We start from the raw sequence: 18342 nt of genomic DNA, 5'->3' as shown, positions 1-18342 counted from the left end.
AAATGAAACGAATTATCTTATTCCTGTTGGCTACATGTGCTGTTTTTACGCTACAAGCTAAAAACTGGACCATTATCGGAGAAGCACTGGAAAATGACACTACGCTTTTGGAGCAAGATGCTACCAATACCAATGTGTATAAGTATATGGGCGAAATAACTACCGGGGAGTTTAAGCTTTCGGATGGAACTAATGTTTATGTCCCTGTCTGCGGTATAAATGATCCAATGGGGCAACAGATAGGAATGGAAATACAAGCGGACACGAGTCAGGTTGGTTTTGGTGTTAAATATGTAAGCCCGTCAAAAATTTACATAATGACAGTAGTCGATGGGCCCAATCCAACATTAGAAGTAGAATTGGCCGAAATTTATACGCATTTGTATCTGATAGGGGGACCGGTTAATACAACTGGTTCTGGCTGGCAACTCAGTGATGCGCTTGAATTGGAAAAAGATACAGCGGATCGTTTTGTTTTTTATTACCATGGGTTTTTAAAGTACAACAGTTCCGGCGATGAACCTGGCGCGATAAAATTTCTTACTTCAAAAAGTAGTTGGGACCCGGCCTTTCATCCCGCTGGCAATGTCAATCAAGCACTGATCCAGGCATCGAAAATGCGGCAGGAAGGGGCTGATACAAAATGGGAGATACCTGCTGACGGAAGCGGGAATGGATACTATGTTATTAAACTGAATACGCTCGATGAAACCATTGAAGTACAATTTACTCCATCTGATGCAGATTATCCTTCTGTCGTTTATTTAACTGGTGATGCCATGCCCTGTGGCTGGGTGAATGATTTCCCCGAAACAATGACTACGACCAATCTTTTGGAAGGTAAATACCAATGGACTGGAAATGTGGTGCCCGGAAAGTTCAAATTTTTGAAAGCAAAAAGTTACTGGGGAAGTTGTTATGTGTCAACAGTTGAAGATCAGCTGATTGAATCTGGGTGGTCATATCCTGTTATATACGAAGATTGGGGTGAAACATCAGTGAACGATTATAAGTTTGTATTCTCCGAACCAACAGCATGTACCATTTACCTGGACTTGTCTGAGATGAAAGTTCGGGTATCGTATGGGACAACAGTTGGTATAAATGACTTGGAGAATCAAACAGGACAATATAGCATTATCGGGTATAATGGAACGATAAAAGCAAGTAGCCCCGATTTATTGCCCATGAGAATTATTGTTTATAGCATTGATGGGCGAATGAAATACAGTAACAGTTTTGTGTCAAATACCGAATTTAGAATTCAGAAAGGTTTTTACATCGTCGTACTTACCGATCTTCAAAACCGAGTATGCAAAAAGGAGAAACTTATTCTGTAGCAAAAGCAAAATAACAAAAATGAAAAAATTAATTTGGATCGTATGCTTAGTTTTTGGGGCGAGTGCTTGCCAAAAGAAATCCCAGGTTTTGTACCAGTCCGATGAATTCACGGTTTATGCCGATAAAGTAGTTCAGGGAGATTATGAATCGAAAGTTATTACTCCCGATAAAATGGTGTCGAATTACCGAAGTACAGTCAGCGAGCAATATTCACGCCTGATTGGATTCAAATTCAGCATTAACGAGAAAGATAATGAGAAGATGTCGGGTCATGACCACTGGCTGATTATTGGTGACGGAGAACACGAATCGCCAATCATTCGATTTGGTCAGGATGATGAACCCAATCCGGGCGACCCGGGAACCAAATTGCCGGTCAACTATGAATATACCATTCGGTTGGATATGAACCCGGTTTTGGAGCAGTTCAAAGAAAAAGGTTACTACGAAGCTTTTGACGGAAGCCGTGTGTCCAAGGACGATTTTAAGCATGTTTACATCGCCGGCGGGTCGGAGCCTTTGACCTGGGATTTCTCCAACCTGGAAGAAAACGGACTGGCTTTACAAGATCCCGACGGTGATGGAATTTACGAGTTGAAGTTGGTTTTGAATCCTTACGATACCACTCAGGATGAGACTAAAACATGGACCTTGTCTGAGGATATTTCCATGAAGCCCAGCTATCATTCTGATCAGCCGCTGGTGGATGCACTTTTCAATATGTCGCTGGAAGAAGCCCGCAAAAATATTGAGCCCGACAGTACCCTGCGTACCGGCGCTAAATGGGGTGGCGTTTGGACCCGCGATGTGAATTACAGTACTTTGCTGGCCTTTGCTTATCACGAGCCGGAAGTGGCTAAAATCAGTTTGCTGAAAAAAGTAAAACGCGACCGCATCATTCAGGATACCGGTTCGGGTGGTGCATGGCCGGTTTCATCTGACCGCACAACCTGGGCGCTTGGCGCCTGGGAGATCTATAAAGTAACCGGTGATCAGAAATGGTTGGAAACTGCTTGTAGAGTTATTAAAAATACGCTGGATGACGATTATAAAACGTTGTGGGATGAAGAGACTGGAATGTACCATGGAGAGTCATCATTTTTGGATTGGCGTGAGCAAACCTATCCGAAATGGATGTCGAATATGGACATTTATGTATCGGAAAACCTTGGAACAAATGCGGTTCACTACCGGGCCCACATTATTCTGGCGAAAATGTTGGAGCTGTTAGGTAAGCCGTATCAGGAGTACCTCGACAGGGCCGGGATGATTAAAGAAGGAGTCAATAAGTACCTGTGGATGGCAGACAAAGGATATTACGGACAGTACCTTTATGGCCGTACTTATCTGGATGTTTCACCACGCTTTGAAGCTTTGGGTGAAGCATTGGCTGTTTTATTTGACGTGGCTGATGCGGACCAGGCGACTTCAATATTCGAAAAATCGCCGCTTACCCCATTCGGAACTACCTGTATTTACCCGCAAATCCCGGGAATTCCGCCATACCATAACAATGGAATCTGGCCATTTGTACAGTCGTACTGGAACCTGGCGGCAGCGAAAGCAGGAAATGAAACTGCTCTGTTACACGGGTTGGCTGCCATTTACCGTGCTGGTGGTTTATTCCTGACCAACTACGAAAATATGGTTGCCCAAACGGGTGATTATGTGGGAACAGAAATTAACTCTGATCGCATGTTATGGAGTATGGCCGGTAACCTGGCGATGGTGCACCGGGTGTTCATGGGTATTTCGTTTGATGTTGACGGCATTCGTTTCAGCCCGTTTATCCCGAAAGTGTACGGTGGTACAAAAACACTCACCAATTTCCATTACCGGCGGGCTGTGCTCGATATCCAGGTGAAAGGTTTTGGTAACCAGATCAAATCAATCACCATCGATGGTGAACCTTTGGAGAATGCTTTCTTCCCCGCAACAGTTAGCGGGAAGCACGAAATTAAGATCGTCATGATGGACAACGAGTTTGGACCAAACCCGGTTAACATGGTGCCAAATAAATTCTCGTTACCTAATCCGCAGGTTAGCCTGGCAGGTTCAACCTTACGCTGGGAGAGCATACCGGGAGCGGTTTCATATGCGGTTTATAAAAACGGAGTTGTGTTAAAAACAATCGACACCAACTCGTTTGAAGTGAGCGGAGATGATGCTTTTGCCGAATATAAGGTGACTGCAACTGATGCCGATGGATTTGAATCCTTCAGCAGCGAACCGATCATGGTTTACCCGAAATCGGGTGAGAAGATTCTGGAAATGGAAAATTATGCTCCCAAATCAAAATTACCGTATACCAATTTTTCCGGTAAAGGATTCGTGGGTGTTACCATGACTAAAAATACAGCAATCACGGTTCCGGTAAGCGTGGCTGCAGCAGGCAAATATTTGCTCGATGTGCGTTACTCAAACGGTACCGGCCCCTGGAATACCGATAATAATTGCGCTATCCGCAGTTTGTATGTGAATGATGCTTACCAAGGCGTATTGGTATTGCCACAGCGCGGACAGGACGAGTGGTCTGACTGGGGATTTTCAAACTCCCGGATTGTTGATCTCAAAAAAGGGAAAAATACAATCGAAATTAATTTCAACGACTGGAACATCAACATGGATGGTGAAATAAACGATGCGATGCTGGACTACCTGCGCGTCATCCGTATCGAGTAGTTTAGTTAACCTGTGCCAATTAAATATGTAAATCTCGCTTTGAAAAATGAAAAGCCGATCGAAAATGATCGGCTTTTTGCTCTAGGAGACTAACCAATCTGCATCTAACTAAAAAACCAATTCTCGATTATATTCTGGCATAGCCCCATGGTGGCTGCACACAAAGGCCGAAAGGTTCACCGCCATTTGATGGGTTTCCGGCAACGACTTGCCTGTCAGCAAACCAACGACCATGGCGGCCGTAAAGGAATCCCCTGCGCCAACCGTGTCCGCAACTTTTACTTTGGGTGTTTCCAGGAAGCTGGTTTCGTCTTTGGTGATTAAATAACTTCCCTCGGTCCCGCAAGTTAATGCGACCAGTTTCAAATTGAACCGACGAAGTAACTCTTCACAGTTTTCCTGGTCATCCCCCTGCAATCCAAAAAATCGAGCTACGATCTTAATTTCATCGTCGTTTATTTTTAAAACATTGCACTCCCCCAGTGATTCCTGAAGCAATTCTTTGGAGTAGAATTCCTGACGTAGGTTGATGTCGAAAATTTTCAAAGCCGAATCGGGCACCTGCCCCACAAAAGCACGGATGGTTGCCCGTGACACTTCGCCGCGTTGCGCCAGCGAGCCAAAGCAAACCGCCTTTGCCCCTTTCGCAATTTTGCTGTATTTCGGTTTCATGCCGATAAAGTCCCAGGCCACGGGTTGGCAGATTTCATACTGCGGAATGCCTTCGCCGGTGAGTGTAACCTGTACAATTCCGGTGATATGATCGACCTTTTGAATGTCGTAGTTTAATCCGACTGCATCGAGTTTTCGAATGATTTCGTCTCCCAGCTCATCATGACCAATGGCGCTGATGGCCAAACTATCGAGTCCCAATTTAGAGACATGGTATGCAAAATTACAGGGCGCTCCCCCCAGCTGTTTGTGATTCGGGAACACATCCCACAACAATTCGCCGATTCCGATTACCAATGATTTTTGTTCCATAATTCGTTTAAATAAGTCCTAGTTCTTTTTCAATTTGTTCCAGTGATTTTCCTTTAGTTTCGGGTATCCATATTTTCACAAAAACAAAGGCTAAAACACTGAATATTCCGAAGATCCCAAACAAGTAGCTCAACCCCAGTCCTCCCTGAATAACCGGGGCGAAGTAAACCGTCAGGAAGGTACACAGCCAACTAACTGCTGTCGAAAACGACATGGCCACCCCCTTAATGCGATTGGGGTAGATTTCAGAAATGATCACCCACATCACCGGGGCGAATGAGGCTGCAAAGAAGGAGATGTAAACCAGCAAAGCTACCAAAACGCCAACGCCGAACTGCTCGGGTTTAGCGAATTCCCAGGTTAGGTAAGCCAGCGAAACAATCATACCAACAGCCCCCCAAAGCAAAAGAGTCTTGCGTCCCTTTTTATCAACCAGCCAAAGTGCAATAATTGTCATCAGAAAGTTAACCAAGCCAACAACCATCGACATCATCATCGAGTCGTCCTTCGCAGCCCCGGCAGCCTTGAACATTTCCGGCGCAAACATGATCACCGCATTGATCCCGGTAATTTGCTGGAATGCTGCAATGAGCGTCCCGATTAAAACAATCTTACCTGTTTTACCCTTAAACAGTTCCGAGATGGCCAATCGCTTTTTCTTCTTCTCTTCGGCAATGGTTCGTTCGATCTCGGCAAGCTCACTTTTAACCAGCTGATCTCCGCCAATCCTGTGCATAATGCGCTCGGCTTCATCTTTGCGGTTATTGGCAACCAGCCAGCGGGGACTTTCCGGAAATGAGATCACGATAAAAATCAGGTACAGCAGACCGAAAAGGGCCGGCACGGCCAGCATGTAGCGCCAGCTGTCGTCACCCAAACCAATCAGCAGGTAGTCGAAGATGTAGGCCAGCACAATACCGATGGTAATGGCAAACTGGTTCATCGACACCAGCCGGCCGCGATTGTGAGCCGGTGATATTTCGGAAATGTACATGGGGCAAACCACCGAGGTGGCGCCTACAGCCAGGCCGGAAAGTACACGGAAGATAATCAGGATAGCCGATGAACCGGCCAAAGCGCAGCCCAGAGCTGAAATAATGTAAAGAATAGCTGTGCTCATCATTACTTTTTTACGGCCGTACTTTTTGGTGAAATTACCGGTAAACAAAGCACCGATTAAACAGCCGATGGTGAGCAAGGCAGCCACTGTTCCCAGACCACTATCGGTGAGTGAGAATTCGCCCTTCAACATATCGACCGCTCCGGATATACCAGCCATATTCAATCCAAAAAGTAATCCGCCATTGATGGCGACAAAGGTGGTCCAGTACAAAAAACCTGCGTGGGCTTGATTCGTCGTTTTCATTGATTTAGTTTTCTTGTGTTTTTAATTTCTATTACTTTTTATTCCAAATACTGCCTAACGGCCATATTTTACCCTCACTCAATGATACTTCACCATGTTCGGAGAAAAGACTGATTGACGTAAAAGGTTGCGTTGGGAAAAACTGCTCCGTCATAACCACCAACCCTCCTTTGGCAAACAATTCAACAGATGCGCGGTCAATAATGAGATGCATGTCCAGTATCGGATCATTATTGATGTATGGCGCGTAGTGAATTCCTGCGAAATCTTTATTCAGACTATCCCAGCCAGCATTTGTACGGTCAATAAAAAACAGCTTATTGAGGTTATCGTAGCCAATCAACAGTTTCTCGTTGTTTTCGTTTGATAGCGCAATGCCGAAACGCTCTGCAAAAGTGATTGTCGAAGAATTTTTGGTATCAAAATGAAGATTGATTTCCAGCGGGAGCTCGAATGCTTTTTTTATTTCCATCTCTCCCGAAATGGTTTCTGGGTTCAACTGTTCCTCGACTCCGCGCAAGTTTTGAAGTTCATCAACGGGTTTCGAAACCAGCAGATAATCATTGTAAACTTCTACCAGTTCCAGCTCGCGGGCTACAGTCATAGCTCCCCGCCATTTTCCTGTCGGAATTTGGTTAGCATATTGCCAGTTATTTAACCATCCCATGAACAGGCGGCGACCATCTTCACCCGGAACGTTCGACCACGTAACCCCGGCATAGTTATCTTTTCCGTAATCCACCCATTTTGTTTTTATTCCTTCCGGGGTAAACACATGTCCGTCGAAATCACCAACGAAATACTGCGTGGCAGAACCTCCGTTTGGCCCTCCCGGATTAATGCTGACGAGCATAACCCATTTAGTCGTATCTCCGGCTTGCATCGGGAATAAATCCGGGCATTCCCAGACCCCTCCGTGTGCACCGATTCCTTCACCGAAATCACTCTCAAAAGTCCAGTCAATGAGGTTCGGGGAAGAATAAATGCTTACATGATTCTGCACGGCTAAAATCATCATCCAACTTTCTGATGCTTCGTGCCAGAAAACCTTTGGATCGCGAAAATCGCGTATTCCCGGGTTAGGTAGTACCGGATTGTGCTCATATTTTGTCCAGCTGCGGCCTTTGTCGATGCTATAAGCTACCCCTTGATACTGGAAGGTATCAGAGCCTGAACGTTCAAGCTCCGGATTGTGATAGGTATAAATGGCCACCAATGGAGGATTTTCTGAAGTTCCCAATCCCGAAGTGTTTGCTACATCCGCCACCGCGCTGCCCGAGAATATCCAACCAAGAGAATCGGGATACAGAGCTACCGGCATGCGGTCCCAGTGGACCAAATCGGTGCTTATAGCGTGCCCCCAGTGCATCGGGCCCCAGATGGTGCTGTCGGGGTAGTATTGGTAAAATAGATGATACTCCCCGTCGTAATAGACCATTCCATTCGGATCATTCATCCACATGCTATCGGGGGTAAAATGAACCTGTGGGCGGTATTGTTCCTCGTTTTGTTCGGTTGTCTGTTGCTTTTTTGCGCAGCCCGAAGCCAAGATGGCCAGAACTGCAATGAACAAATATTTTTTCATTCTTATTTTGTTTAAATGTTATCGGATCATTGACTTCTTGAGTGCTTTTATCGTCAATGAGTTGACAAATTCATTCTGCGTGTTGCCATCCAGTCTAAAAAACTTATAATTGTACCTTGGGAAAAACAAGGTGGTCATAACCTTTTCTCCCTGATTGATAAACAATTCAACTGAATTTTGATCGACAAGTAATGTAAGAGGCAGGGTTGCCCCTGTAGCTTGGTAGTCGCAATGAATTTCGTGCATAAATAGATTATTGAAGGAGACATACCCCGAGTTACTACGGTCAATCGTGAATTCACCATCTGTTTTACTGTAACTGATCGTGAGATCTTCCAATTCATTCCCGATAGAAATGGTAAACTGATCTATCTCAGCAGGAATGATTTCCATTTCGACCTGATAGCTGCCCCCGGCGATAATTTCATGGTAATCCATATGAATTTGATTGGCCGGGGTTTCGGGTGCAATCGTCTTTTGCGGATCAACTAGTGTATTCAGCTCGTCCACCGGGGAGAAATGAAGAACGTAGCTATTGTCTTGCCTTTTCTTCAATTTGATTTCTCGCGGGACAGTCATTCCGCTGCGCCAGCCGGATTCAGGTACAACATTGGCATACGCCCAGTTGCTCATCCAACCAATAAACAGGCGCCGTCCGTCTATTTCGGGAATATTGCTCCAGGTGACACCTGCATAGTTATCGATACCATAATCGGCCCACAGGATTTCTTCATTTTCTGAAACAAAGGAACTCCCGTCGAACTCACCAATAAAATATTGGGTGGCGCTACCTCCGTTTGGTTCGCTGTTCTCGTTTCCTCCCAAACTAACCAGCATTACCCACTTTACGGTTCCTTGTTCATCCTTCAATGGAAATAAGTCAGGACATTCCCATACGCCCCCATGGTATCCCACATTTTTTCCAAACTCGCTTTCCAATTCCCAAGCTTTCAGGTTCGGCGATGAATAGATGCGAATGTGATCAAAAACGGCCAGCACCATGATCCATTTTTGGGAGGCTTCGTGCCAAATTACTTTTGGATCGCGAAAATCGGCAATGCCCGGATTGTCCAGTACCGGGTTGTTTTCATACTTGGTCCAAGTAGCCCCTTTATCGTTGCTGTAAGCGAGGCTTTGAACCTGCCTGCCGGTGATATTTTGATGATGGGTAAAAATGGCCACCAATGGCGTTTCGTTCCCGGTTTTAAATCCTGCCGTGTTGTTTAGATCGGCTACTGCGCTCCCTGAGAAGATATAACCCAACTCATCGGGATATAGCTTGATCCCCTGGTCTTCCCAATGAAACAAATCAGTACTGACGGTATGCGCCCAATGCATAGGCCCCCAGGTGGTTCCATACGGATAATACTGGTAAAAAAGGTGATATTTTCCGTCGTAATAGACCATCCCGTTAGGGTCGTTCATCCAGTTTGCCTGTGGTGTGTAATGATAGTAAGGCCTGAAATTGTGGTGATACATCACATCTGCACTGCTGTCCGTTTCTTCGTTATCGCCGCAGGCTCCCAACAGCAACATAAACATAAAAAATATAATTTTGGTCAATTTCATCTATTTCTGTTTTCCGTTTGTAAAAGTATACCTGTTCACTAAGGAAGAGGCAGGCTAAAAGCTGTTCCGCCAGACTGATCGTCCTACCAGACAACGGGTGCAACTTTTAAACCTCCCCAACTTTCGGTGATTAATTTTTTTGAGACAAATAGTTCAGTGAATTCTTTGTAATCAGGTTAATATTGGATTGATATGGATTAACTCCATCTGGGTTAAGTTCACCAGCAGCGTTTTGATTAAATTCAAAACCACCAATACCCTGATAAATTGCCTTACCCTGATACTCATCGGTTGGAAGCAGTTCCATAACGCCAGCCATAAAATAGTCGCGGATTCCGCCCCAAACACCAAGCCATCGAACCTTGTTTGCTGAAGTAAAAGCTGCATAGGCGTTTTCGTCTCCATTCCCGTAACCATGATACCCGGCTGCTTCAACAATCACATAATTATGATCCTCGCGGTAGCCTGGTCCAATGATCGGTACCCACTGATAGCCATCACCATCCTGATTAAAAGTTATCCCATTATAAATTGGATGAGAAGTCATATCGTGTGCTCCAATGGTTGCACCAATTGCCCAAGTATCGCCGTTTTCAAAACCGGCACCATCGCCAATCACCATGTTGTAATTGTTCGTGATTCGCCCCAAAGTCCACAAATAGGCGCAGGCGTGCCCATTAAAGAGCATGTTCCCACCATTTTTATAGAAGTTATTGATGGCATTAAGTACATCGTTATCCAGTGCAGTAGCAGGAAGATCACGGCCTGAATCATAGTACCACCAAAGCACCCGGAAGTCATTCACATCGACTGAGCCATTTTTGATGTCATCAAAACTCACGTAAACTCCGTTATCATAGTTTTCGAGGAACCATTCGGCAGCGGCTTTTTCATCGTCATCGACAATCGCTCCCGCATTAGGCGCTGTACCCAAAAAGCCGATATAAAACAGCTCTGAAACGGTTATAGTATATTTACTGAACACATCACCATTGACAACCATCACTTCCAGAGGATTCGAAAAATCCATATTACTTGAAATTGCAGGAGTAATCGTTGCGCCTTCTGCCAATTGAATCGTTGTGCTGAGGTTCGACAAATCAGTGCCATCTGGTACTGTAACCGAAATCGTCTTATTTTTTTCATTGATTACTCCTTCAACACCATCGACAGAAAAGGCTGAGATCGTAACATCTTTATCCAATACCAAGTTGGATTTGTAGTCTTCATCGCAAGAAATCAAGCCTGCAATAAATACGATTGCAAAAAGATTTAATATATGTTTTCTCATTTCTAATGTCTTTAACGTTTTAACACTTACTTTTTACCACCCATTGTTCTGCTGGTACAACCCTTTGCTAAAGTCAATTTGGTTTTGCGGAATAGCAAAGTACTCGTGTTTTCCTTTTGTAAACTGTCCATCCTTCAGGTATTCCCGCTTAACCGATTCTTCGGTAAAGTATTTGTTGATGTATTCAGAAGCAATTCCCCAGCGAACCAGATCATAAAATCGAATACCTTCCATGGCCAATTCAAGGCGACGTTCCCAACGCAGTGCCTGACGGGCAAAATCCTGATTCCAGGTACAATTTTCTCCGGGCTTGTAAATATCCATGCCGTAATTTGAAACTGGATTTCCATCCTTGTCCACAAGCATAGCTGTACTGTTGATAGCCCGCTGGCGCACATCATTAATAATGGGCAGGGCCTCGTCCTGCCGACCAAGTTCGATAAGGGCTTCAGCCTTCCACAACAGAACATCAGCAAAACGGATGATATCGGTATTTTTGGAACTAGCCATGAATGGCGGCACTTTTTCGAAGCAGGCACATTCGTAATGTTGATTTTCTTTCAGCGAAGAAAAGTGTCCATAAATCTGTGTTGCACGGGCCCAATCTTTTCGGTAAATAAAATCAGGATCATATTTCCACGGATGTCCTGGAATGGCTACGGTATGGTCCAGACGAACATCAAAGGTATTTTCCTGAAAATCGTTGCCTTCCAAAACGTCTGAATTATTAAAGGCATCGAATTGGGGAAGGCCGGTGGCATCCGTTTTAAACGAATTCACCAAATTTTGAGACGGAATGTGAAACCAGCAACAGCCGTATTCCGGGTTCATGGGATAATTAAGCGCATTTCCCCAGTCCAGGCGACCTGTAGGTGTGCCATCTTCGATAGACCGCTGAATAGAAAAAACCGATTCGGTGCTTCCTTCATCATGAGTCTGCAAAAAATTGTAGCCAAAATCTGCAAAAAGGGAATACTGCCCGGAGGCAATCACTTCATCAACCAGGTTAACCACTTCATTAAGTTTTGATGTATTGATATTGGTTACGCTGTTTTGTTCATTTTGCTCGTAGGCTTGATACAACTTGGTTTTTGCCAAATAGGCCAACGCGGCGTATTTGTTTGGCCGTCCTTTGTCGTTCTGGGTTTCGGGCAGATTATCAGCTGCAAACCGAAACTCGGCAGCAATTTTGTCCCACAATTCCTGATCGGAAAATTCTCTGTTTGACACTTCGTTGTAGGCGTTTCCTTCAATTGTTTCATCAATCCAAGAGATATACTTGAACATGGTTTTCAGGATGAAATAGTGGTGTGCCCGGAGGAAACGCATTTCAGCCTGACGAGCAAGTTTTTTGGGGTACTCCTCTGCCGATAGCTGATTGACAACTTTAAGCGCTTCGTTTGCACGCCCGATTCCGACATAGAGCCGGTACCATTTCTGATCAACCAACGGGTTATCTGTTGTGTTAAACGCAAATAATTCCAAGAAATTGAATTCCCAGATATCACCGGTTCCACCGCCTCCTTTATAGGAGTCACCGCTGGTAATATCGGCGTAAGGCCAGAGGGAATTCGGAGCGGTATAGTGGTCATTCCCTAATTCCGCGTAAGCAGAAATCACCATACTCTCTGCATTTTCGGGTGTTAAAAGCTGGTCGCTGCTAATAATGCTCTTTGGTGCCATTTCAAGAAACGAGTCCGAACAGGAAAATAGTAGTCCTGAGGCCATTATCAGGATCCAGGCGAATATATTGTTGCTTATCTTTTTCATTGTCTGTATTTTCTAGAATGTAACATTAATACCAATTGTGTAGCTAGATGGGATCGGGTAGGCAAATCCAGGAGATTCAGGATCAACACCAGTGAACTGATCGTTTCCTTTTCTATCCTTAATGGTGAAGACGTTCTGTCCCTGCAAATAGATCCGGGCAGAAGACATGCGTAAACTCTGGATTAATCGGGCCGGAATCTGGTATCCAATCTGAATATTTCTCAATTTCAGGTACGAACCATCTTCAATAAAATAAGAGGAAGTGCGACTTTCATTGTTCGTATCCGTACGGGTCAACATCGGAATCGTTGAATTTGGATTGTCGGGTGTCCATGCCTGCAGCGTCCGTGAACCAAAGTTGGTTCCCTGCCAAATCGAGGTAAAATCGGTCAGGTGTTTATATTCGTTGTACACATCGGCGCCATAAATCCCCTGAAAGAAAAGATTCAGATCGAATCCTTTGTATGCGAAACTGGCGTTCAGGCCGTAGATAAAATCGGGGTTCGGATCGCCAAGCCAGGTACGGTCAAGCGCATCTACAACGCCATCCGGCTGGTATACGAAATTACCTTCAGCATCCAATCCGCCAATATCCTTATAACGAATACGGCCAATGCCTTTTCCTGTTTGAGAAGCGTGAGCGTCCACTTCGTCCTGGCTCTTAAAGATGCCGTCAGCGATGTAACCAAAGTGAACCATGTCAGAATGCCCCAACACACTTTTCCCGGTTGATGGGTCTCCCGGATAGCCGGTGAGCACTTCATCCGGTAAAAACGTAACTTCACGTTTATAAGATGAAATATTTCCGGTCAGGTCAATTTCCAATCCGTTACTCAGTTTGGTATTGTATCCCAATACAAATTCCCAACCTTTATTTTCCAGTGTGGCGCCGTTCACCCATTGGTTGCCACCACCGCCTTTAACAGCCAGGTAAGGAGGCTCAAGCAAAATATCCTTGGTTTCTTTGAAGAAATAGTCGAAGCTACCATACAATTTCTGATGCATCAATCCAAAATCGATCCCTAAGTTAGTTTGTGTGGCTTCTTCCCATTTCAGGCCGGGATTTCCTTCGCGTATCTTACGAAAACCTGAAGGAAGGGTACCCGAGTCTGCCCCGGTAATATCATAGGCTGTTCCAGAATCAAAATCCCAGGTTGGGTCAATGCCATAATCCGAACGGTAGATGGAATAAATGGCTTCGTTGCTAATCTCCTGGTTACCGGTAATCCCCCAGCCAGCCCTGAATTTCAGGTTTGAAAACTGAGGCAAGGCTTCTTTAAAAAAGTCTTCTTCGCTTAACCGCCAACCAACAGAGAACGCGGGAAAAGTACCATACAAATTATCTTTACCAAAGCGAGAGGAACCGTCACGGCGAACAGTGACCGAAGCCAGATACTTTTGATCAAACACGTAGTTTACTTTTCCGAAATAAGAAAACAACGAGTTACCGGCACCACTTCCACCATTCAGGACTTTCTCGGTACCGGAATCCAGGAACATGTATTCCGGGTCTTCGATGACATATCCTTCGCGACTTCCATAGAAAGATTCGTATTCTGCCTTAACAGCTTCTGTACCTACAACAATGTCTGCATTGTGCTTGCCTCTTTCAAATTTGTAATTCAAGGTATTGGACCAGGTCCATGCTATATTATGCCATTGTGAAGTTGTCACCCGGCTGATATCACTGATTAGAAATCCGGATTCATAGGAATAATCCATCTTCCTGTAGTAATTCTCCGTATAATCAATACCAAAATTAGATCTGTAATTCAATCCTTTGATGATTTCGAGATCGGCATACATGTTTCCGAACACCCGCGCTGTGCGCGATTGATTTTGCTTATTTTGCTCAATTAAACGAACCGGATTGTGACGGTCGGTCATGCCCGGAGCAGGGCCTCCCCAACCTCCATCCACTGAATAAACCGGAACTACCGGTTGCTGAACCAAAGCCAGGTACATCACATCCCCCACAGGGATCTCTGCATTTTTCACCCGCGAAACAGTCAAGTTTTCGCCCACTTTTAGCTTGCCGTCCAGAAATCTGTAATCCGAATTGATACGAGCGGTTATTTTGTTGGAATTGGTTTCCTTGATGATTCCGTCGTGATCATAGTAATTCAACGAGAACAGCGTATTGCTCTTTTCATTTCCATTCGAGAATGTCAGGTTGTACGACTGGATTAGTGATTGCTGAGATACTTCGTCATACCATTTCGTGTCAGCTGGCCGCATTGTCTGTGCCGGATCAATAAACTCCGGAAGAAGAATCCGGTCCAGAATAGCTTTCCCGTTTTCATCGCGGTGCCAATCATAGGTATAAATAGCTGATGTTGGCGTATTTCCATCATTAATGGCGGCTTGCCAATTTACCAAACCTCTGTCGTAGGTGTTCAACACGTCCAGTTTATTGGCATAGTGTTGAATAGTAGCATACGAGCTGAATTCAACCTTACTGACACCTTGTTGTCCCTTTTTTGTTGTAATTAAGATAACCCCATTGTTCGCGCGAGAACCATAAATACTGGCAGACGAAGCATCTTTCAATACCTGCATCGACTCAATGTCGTTCGGATTAAGTTGTTCGATACCTCCTGTTGTCGGTACCCCGTCAATGATATATAAAGGATTGTTGTTCCCTGAACCCATGGTGCTCCCCCCGCGAATACGAACCGTAGCAAACGCGCCAGGGTTACCGTCGGTTGTGATGTACACCCCCGCAAGTCGTCCTTGCAATGCTTTGATAGCATTACCTGTTGGCATTTCTTTGATCTTATCCACTTCAACAACCCCCACTGCTCCGGTTAGGTCAGCTTTCCTTTGCGTCTGGTAGCCCGTTACAACAACCTGATCCAAACCAATGGATTCCTCTTGCATTGTTACATCAATAGTACCTTGATCTGCAACCTCAATTTCCTGAGTGCTCATCCCTATAAAAGAGAATACGAGAACTGCATCACCGGGAACATCAGGAATCAAATAATGTCCGTCGGCATCAGTAATAGTTCCCGTCGTTGTACCCTTAACCACAACTGTAACTCCAGGTAACGGAGCACCTGAATTATCAGTCACTTTCCCAGATACCTGGGATTGTTGTTGCAGCGACGTTTTCTGAACTCCAGATGCTGAAAGAATAATCTTGCGGTTATCTATTTTATATTGAATATTCTGACCTGCAAAGATTTGATCGAGCAGATCCGCAATAGACATATCTTTCGCACTGATACTAACTCTTTGATAGACGTCGACAAATTCATTATTATAAATAAAAAAGTATCCGCTTTGGTCTTCAACCTCTGCCAGAACATCCTTAATCAACGCATTCTCCCGGCTAATGGAAAATGTTTTAGACTGGGAAAAAGTCCCTGACGCTAATAGCGTAAAGGTGGACAAGAAGAAAAAGAAGGTCGTTAATTTCATAATAAACAGAACTTTAGTTCTTAGAATACGATGAAGTATTCCATTCATGTTTGATTTTTTCATAAATTCGAAATGTTTAATTTTTTAAACTCAATTTTAATGTCTGTTGGTAGCAGACATTTACCGGACAGGAGGGTGGTGGTACACCTTCCTGTTTTTTAAACTTTTGTTCAGCTAGGCGTTCATTTAATTTATTTTAAGTTTTATAATTCGTTTTGTATATCTTCCTTGGGAGTCTTGCTGGGCGGGAGTGATTTCATAGCTTAAAGGCGAGGTCAAACTCAGTGTCCGGAGAACTTCATCGACCGATTCATCAATAAATGTTCCGGTAAACCGGTATTTATTCAGCTTTTGATCCTCCAGGCGAATATCAACATTATACCAGTTTTCAAGTTTGAGCATCACCTCCTGAATCGGGTCATCCATAAATAAGAGCTTGCCATTGATCCATCCCACGTATTTCTCCAATTCATAGGTTTTTATTTTGCTTATCTTGTTTTCCTTTACATTGAAGTGTGCCATCTCATTGGGATCTAAAATTATTAGCGCTTTCCCGTCTGTTTTGTTGGCCGGGTTAATTGCCACTTTCCCCTCCAGCAAAGTGACCTCAATCGCCCGATCCTTGTTGTAAGCATCCACATTGAACTCGGTCCCCAACGCTTCTACTTCAATCGGTCCGGCCTTGACGATGAAGGGGTGTTTCGGGTCCTTGGCCACATCAAAATATGCCTCCCCTTCCAGTTCAAGGCGTCTCTGTTGTTTGGAAGTAAATTGATTTGAAAACCGAAGCGAACTTCCGGAGTTAAGATAAACCCTTGACCCATCCGGAAGATCAACATGAGTTCTTGTGCCGATTGCTGCAAAGACTTCTTCATAGTATTCGGAAGAAGAACCTCCTGTGGAGAAGAAATAGCTGTACGTACCTGCCAGCAAAACTGCCAGAACCAAAATGGCGGCCGCCTGGTAGAGCAAATTCAATCGGAATATCTTCGGTGATTTTATATCGGCGCGTTGATGCACCAAGTCCAACGCGACGTTTTGATCGATGCGTGATGGTATCTGAAACTCACCTGTCTTTTCCCAAAGAATTTGGATATCCTCAAACTCAATTTGGTTTCGAAGGCTCTTCGAAATCCATTCGTCCAGTATCTGATTTTCTTTGTTCGAAATTGTACCCGTTAGTTTCCGAGTTATGATTTCGTAAATTTGGTCTGACTTGACAGGCATTTTATTTCATTTTGCCCTACTGACTCTACTTAGCAATCAAAACCCTACATTGGAATGTGAATTTCTATGTCCTTTCTCGCTCAAAGACTCCTGACGAAGATTGTAAAATACTGTCAAAGAGCTATTTGTGTCGAATATTATTTACAAGAAAAATTTCGCGCTATTCGTAAAAAGAATAAGATCGGATTTTTAGAAGATATCTTCGAGGATGGCAAAAACTCGCTTAGTTCAACACGCAACAATTTTAATGACCGACCGATGAGGGCTTCAACTCCTTTGACAGAGATTTTCATCTTTACCGCGATTTCTTTGTTGCTCAAATTTTCGAAACGACTTAACTCGAACGCTTGTTTACATCGCGGCGGAAGTTTTGCCAACGAAATCGTTAACCTTTCTTCAAATTCTCTTCCCTGGATCTCATTTTCAGTCGAATAATCAGCAATGTTTGTATTGAATTCGGAATCAATCTGGTGTTTCTTGTAATCCGATATGTAATCTGCAATTTGATTTTTTACCATGACTGTCAGGTATCCGCCCAAATTACTGACTTTGTCCATGACGAACCTCCTCTCCCACAACTTAATAAATACATTCTGCACTAGATTCTGAGACGTGTCGGCATCGTGAATGAAAGAATAGCAAAGACGACAAAGGTTATCGTAGTATCGGCGAAAGATGAGATCAAACGCCTTGCTGTTGCCCTCCTTCAGTTCAAGGAGCAATACGTGATCCGGGCTGGATATATCGAATTTATGTTTAGGCATCGACGGCGCGCAAATTTATCCTGCAACGAAGGTACAATTTTGAGGGAAAAAGCAAACTCTTGCTACTGAAAGTTGAGTATTCTCTTTTGCAAATTGACAACAACTAGATTATATTACATGGAGCAACCCGGTTCCGGATTCAGGATTTACAATAAAACACGCATATCGTTGGCTAATTTGACGGATATCGCTAATTTTATATTCTGTATTGCTAGTCAAATTAGTACAAAATAATTGGTCTTGAGCGATACGGTGAGTTCTGAAAGGAACATTGAATTAAAATGCTGAAAAAAGAGCATTTTGAACGTTTAGTTCGAATCCAGTACAACCCACAAAAATA

General features: G+C 44.1%; 11 protein-coding genes. 2 read left to right on the top strand and 9 right to left on the bottom strand.

Annotated features, from left to right (window positions below; translation table 11 throughout):
- Positions 1 to 2: 2 nt before the first annotated feature.
- Both C8N47_RS00930 and C8N47_RS00925 read left to right on the top strand, forming a co-directional pair.
- Entirely contained in the window at positions 3 to 1340 is a 1338-nt protein-coding gene (locus tag C8N47_RS00930; RefSeq protein ID WP_107820637.1) for a SusF/SusE family outer membrane protein, read from the top strand.
- 19 nt (positions 1341 to 1359) lie between these two features.
- Entirely contained in the window at positions 1360 to 4023 is a 2664-nt protein-coding gene (locus tag C8N47_RS00925) for an alpha-L-rhamnosidase-related protein (RefSeq protein WP_107820636.1), read from the top strand.
- A 108-nt stretch (positions 4024 to 4131) separates the two neighbouring features.
- On the opposite strand, the gene C8N47_RS00920 is transcribed toward C8N47_RS00925, so the two are convergent.
- The 9 genes from C8N47_RS00920 to C8N47_RS00880 form a co-directional block, all read right to left on the bottom strand.
- Entirely contained in the window at positions 4132 to 5007 is an 876-nt protein-coding gene (locus C8N47_RS00920; protein ID WP_107820635.1) for a carbohydrate kinase family protein, read from the bottom strand.
- A 7-nt stretch (positions 5008 to 5014) separates the two neighbouring features.
- Entirely contained in the window at positions 5015 to 6373 is a 1359-nt protein-coding gene (locus C8N47_RS00915; protein WP_107820634.1) for a sugar porter family MFS transporter, read from the bottom strand.
- A 31-nt stretch (positions 6374 to 6404) separates the two neighbouring features.
- A complete protein-coding gene (locus tag C8N47_RS00910) occupies positions 6405 to 7958 on the bottom strand; it encodes a glycoside hydrolase family 32 protein (protein ID WP_107820633.1) in 1554 nt (517 codons plus the stop codon).
- Between the two features lie 18 nt (positions 7959 to 7976).
- A complete protein-coding gene (locus C8N47_RS00905) occupies positions 7977 to 9527 on the bottom strand; it encodes a glycoside hydrolase family 32 protein (protein ID WP_107820632.1) in 1551 nt (516 codons plus the stop codon).
- A gap of 130 nt (positions 9528 to 9657) precedes the next feature.
- Entirely contained in the window at positions 9658 to 10818 is a 1161-nt protein-coding gene (locus C8N47_RS00900) for a DUF4960 domain-containing protein (RefSeq protein ID WP_107820631.1), read from the bottom strand.
- A gap of 33 nt (positions 10819 to 10851) precedes the next feature.
- Positions 10852 to 12588, bottom strand: a complete 1737-nt coding sequence (locus C8N47_RS00895) for a RagB/SusD family nutrient uptake outer membrane protein (RefSeq protein ID WP_107820630.1) — start codon at positions 12586 to 12588, stop codon at positions 10852 to 10854.
- Positions 12589 to 12600: 12 nt separating this feature from the next.
- Positions 12601 to 16011 (bottom strand): TonB-dependent receptor, encoded by a 3411-nt coding sequence (locus tag C8N47_RS00890; RefSeq protein ID WP_170111253.1) that lies wholly within the window; start codon positions 16009 to 16011, stop codon positions 12601 to 12603.
- Positions 16012 to 16197: 186 nt separating this feature from the next.
- Positions 16198 to 17238: a FecR family protein gene (locus C8N47_RS00885; protein WP_107820628.1), complete on the bottom strand. Its 1041-nt coding sequence runs from the start codon at positions 17236 to 17238 to the stop codon at positions 16198 to 16200.
- A 137-nt stretch (positions 17239 to 17375) separates the two neighbouring features.
- Positions 17376 to 18002: an RNA polymerase sigma-70 factor gene (locus C8N47_RS00880; RefSeq protein WP_107820627.1), complete on the bottom strand. Its 627-nt coding sequence runs from the start codon at positions 18000 to 18002 to the stop codon at positions 17376 to 17378.
- Positions 18003 to 18342 lie beyond the last annotated feature (340 nt).

The organism is Mangrovibacterium marinum, assembly GCF_003046625.1.
GTDB classification, from domain to species: Bacteria; Bacteroidota; Bacteroidia; order Bacteroidales; family Prolixibacteraceae; genus Mangrovibacterium; species Mangrovibacterium marinum.
The sequence above is the reverse complement of the archived record's forward strand: the minus strand, read 5'-3'. Positions and strand labels throughout refer to the sequence as shown.

Coding starts and splice junctions, on each gene's coding strand:
- C8N47_RS00930 (WP_107820637.1), top strand. CDS start 3: ATGAAACGAATTATCTTATTCCTGTTGGCTACATGTGCTGTTTTTACG.
- C8N47_RS00925 (WP_107820636.1), top strand. CDS start 1,360: ATGAAAAAATTAATTTGGATCGTATGCTTAGTTTTTGGGGCGAGTGCT.
- C8N47_RS00920 (WP_107820635.1), bottom strand. CDS start 5,007: ATGGAACAAAAATCATTGGTAATCGGAATCGGCGAATTGTTGTGGGAT.
- C8N47_RS00915 (WP_107820634.1), bottom strand. CDS start 6,373: ATGAAAACGACGAATCAAGCCCACGCAGGTTTTTTGTACTGGACCACC.
- C8N47_RS00910 (WP_107820633.1), bottom strand. CDS start 7,958: ATGAAAAAATATTTGTTCATTGCAGTTCTGGCCATCTTGGCTTCGGGC.
- C8N47_RS00905 (WP_107820632.1), bottom strand. CDS start 9,527: ATGAAATTGACCAAAATTATATTTTTTATGTTTATGTTGCTGTTGGGA.
- C8N47_RS00900 (WP_107820631.1), bottom strand. CDS start 10,818: ATGAGAAAACATATATTAAATCTTTTTGCAATCGTATTTATTGCAGGC.
- C8N47_RS00895 (WP_107820630.1), bottom strand. CDS start 12,588: ATGAAAAAGATAAGCAACAATATATTCGCCTGGATCCTGATAATGGCC.
- C8N47_RS00890 (WP_170111253.1), bottom strand. CDS start 16,011: ATGAAATTAACGACCTTCTTTTTCTTCTTGTCCACCTTTACGCTATTA.
- C8N47_RS00885 (WP_107820628.1), bottom strand. CDS start 17,238: ATGCCTGTCAAGTCAGACCAAATTTACGAAATCATAACTCGGAAACTA.
- C8N47_RS00880 (WP_107820627.1), bottom strand. CDS start 18,002: ATGCCTAAACATAAATTCGATATATCCAGCCCGGATCACGTATTGCTC.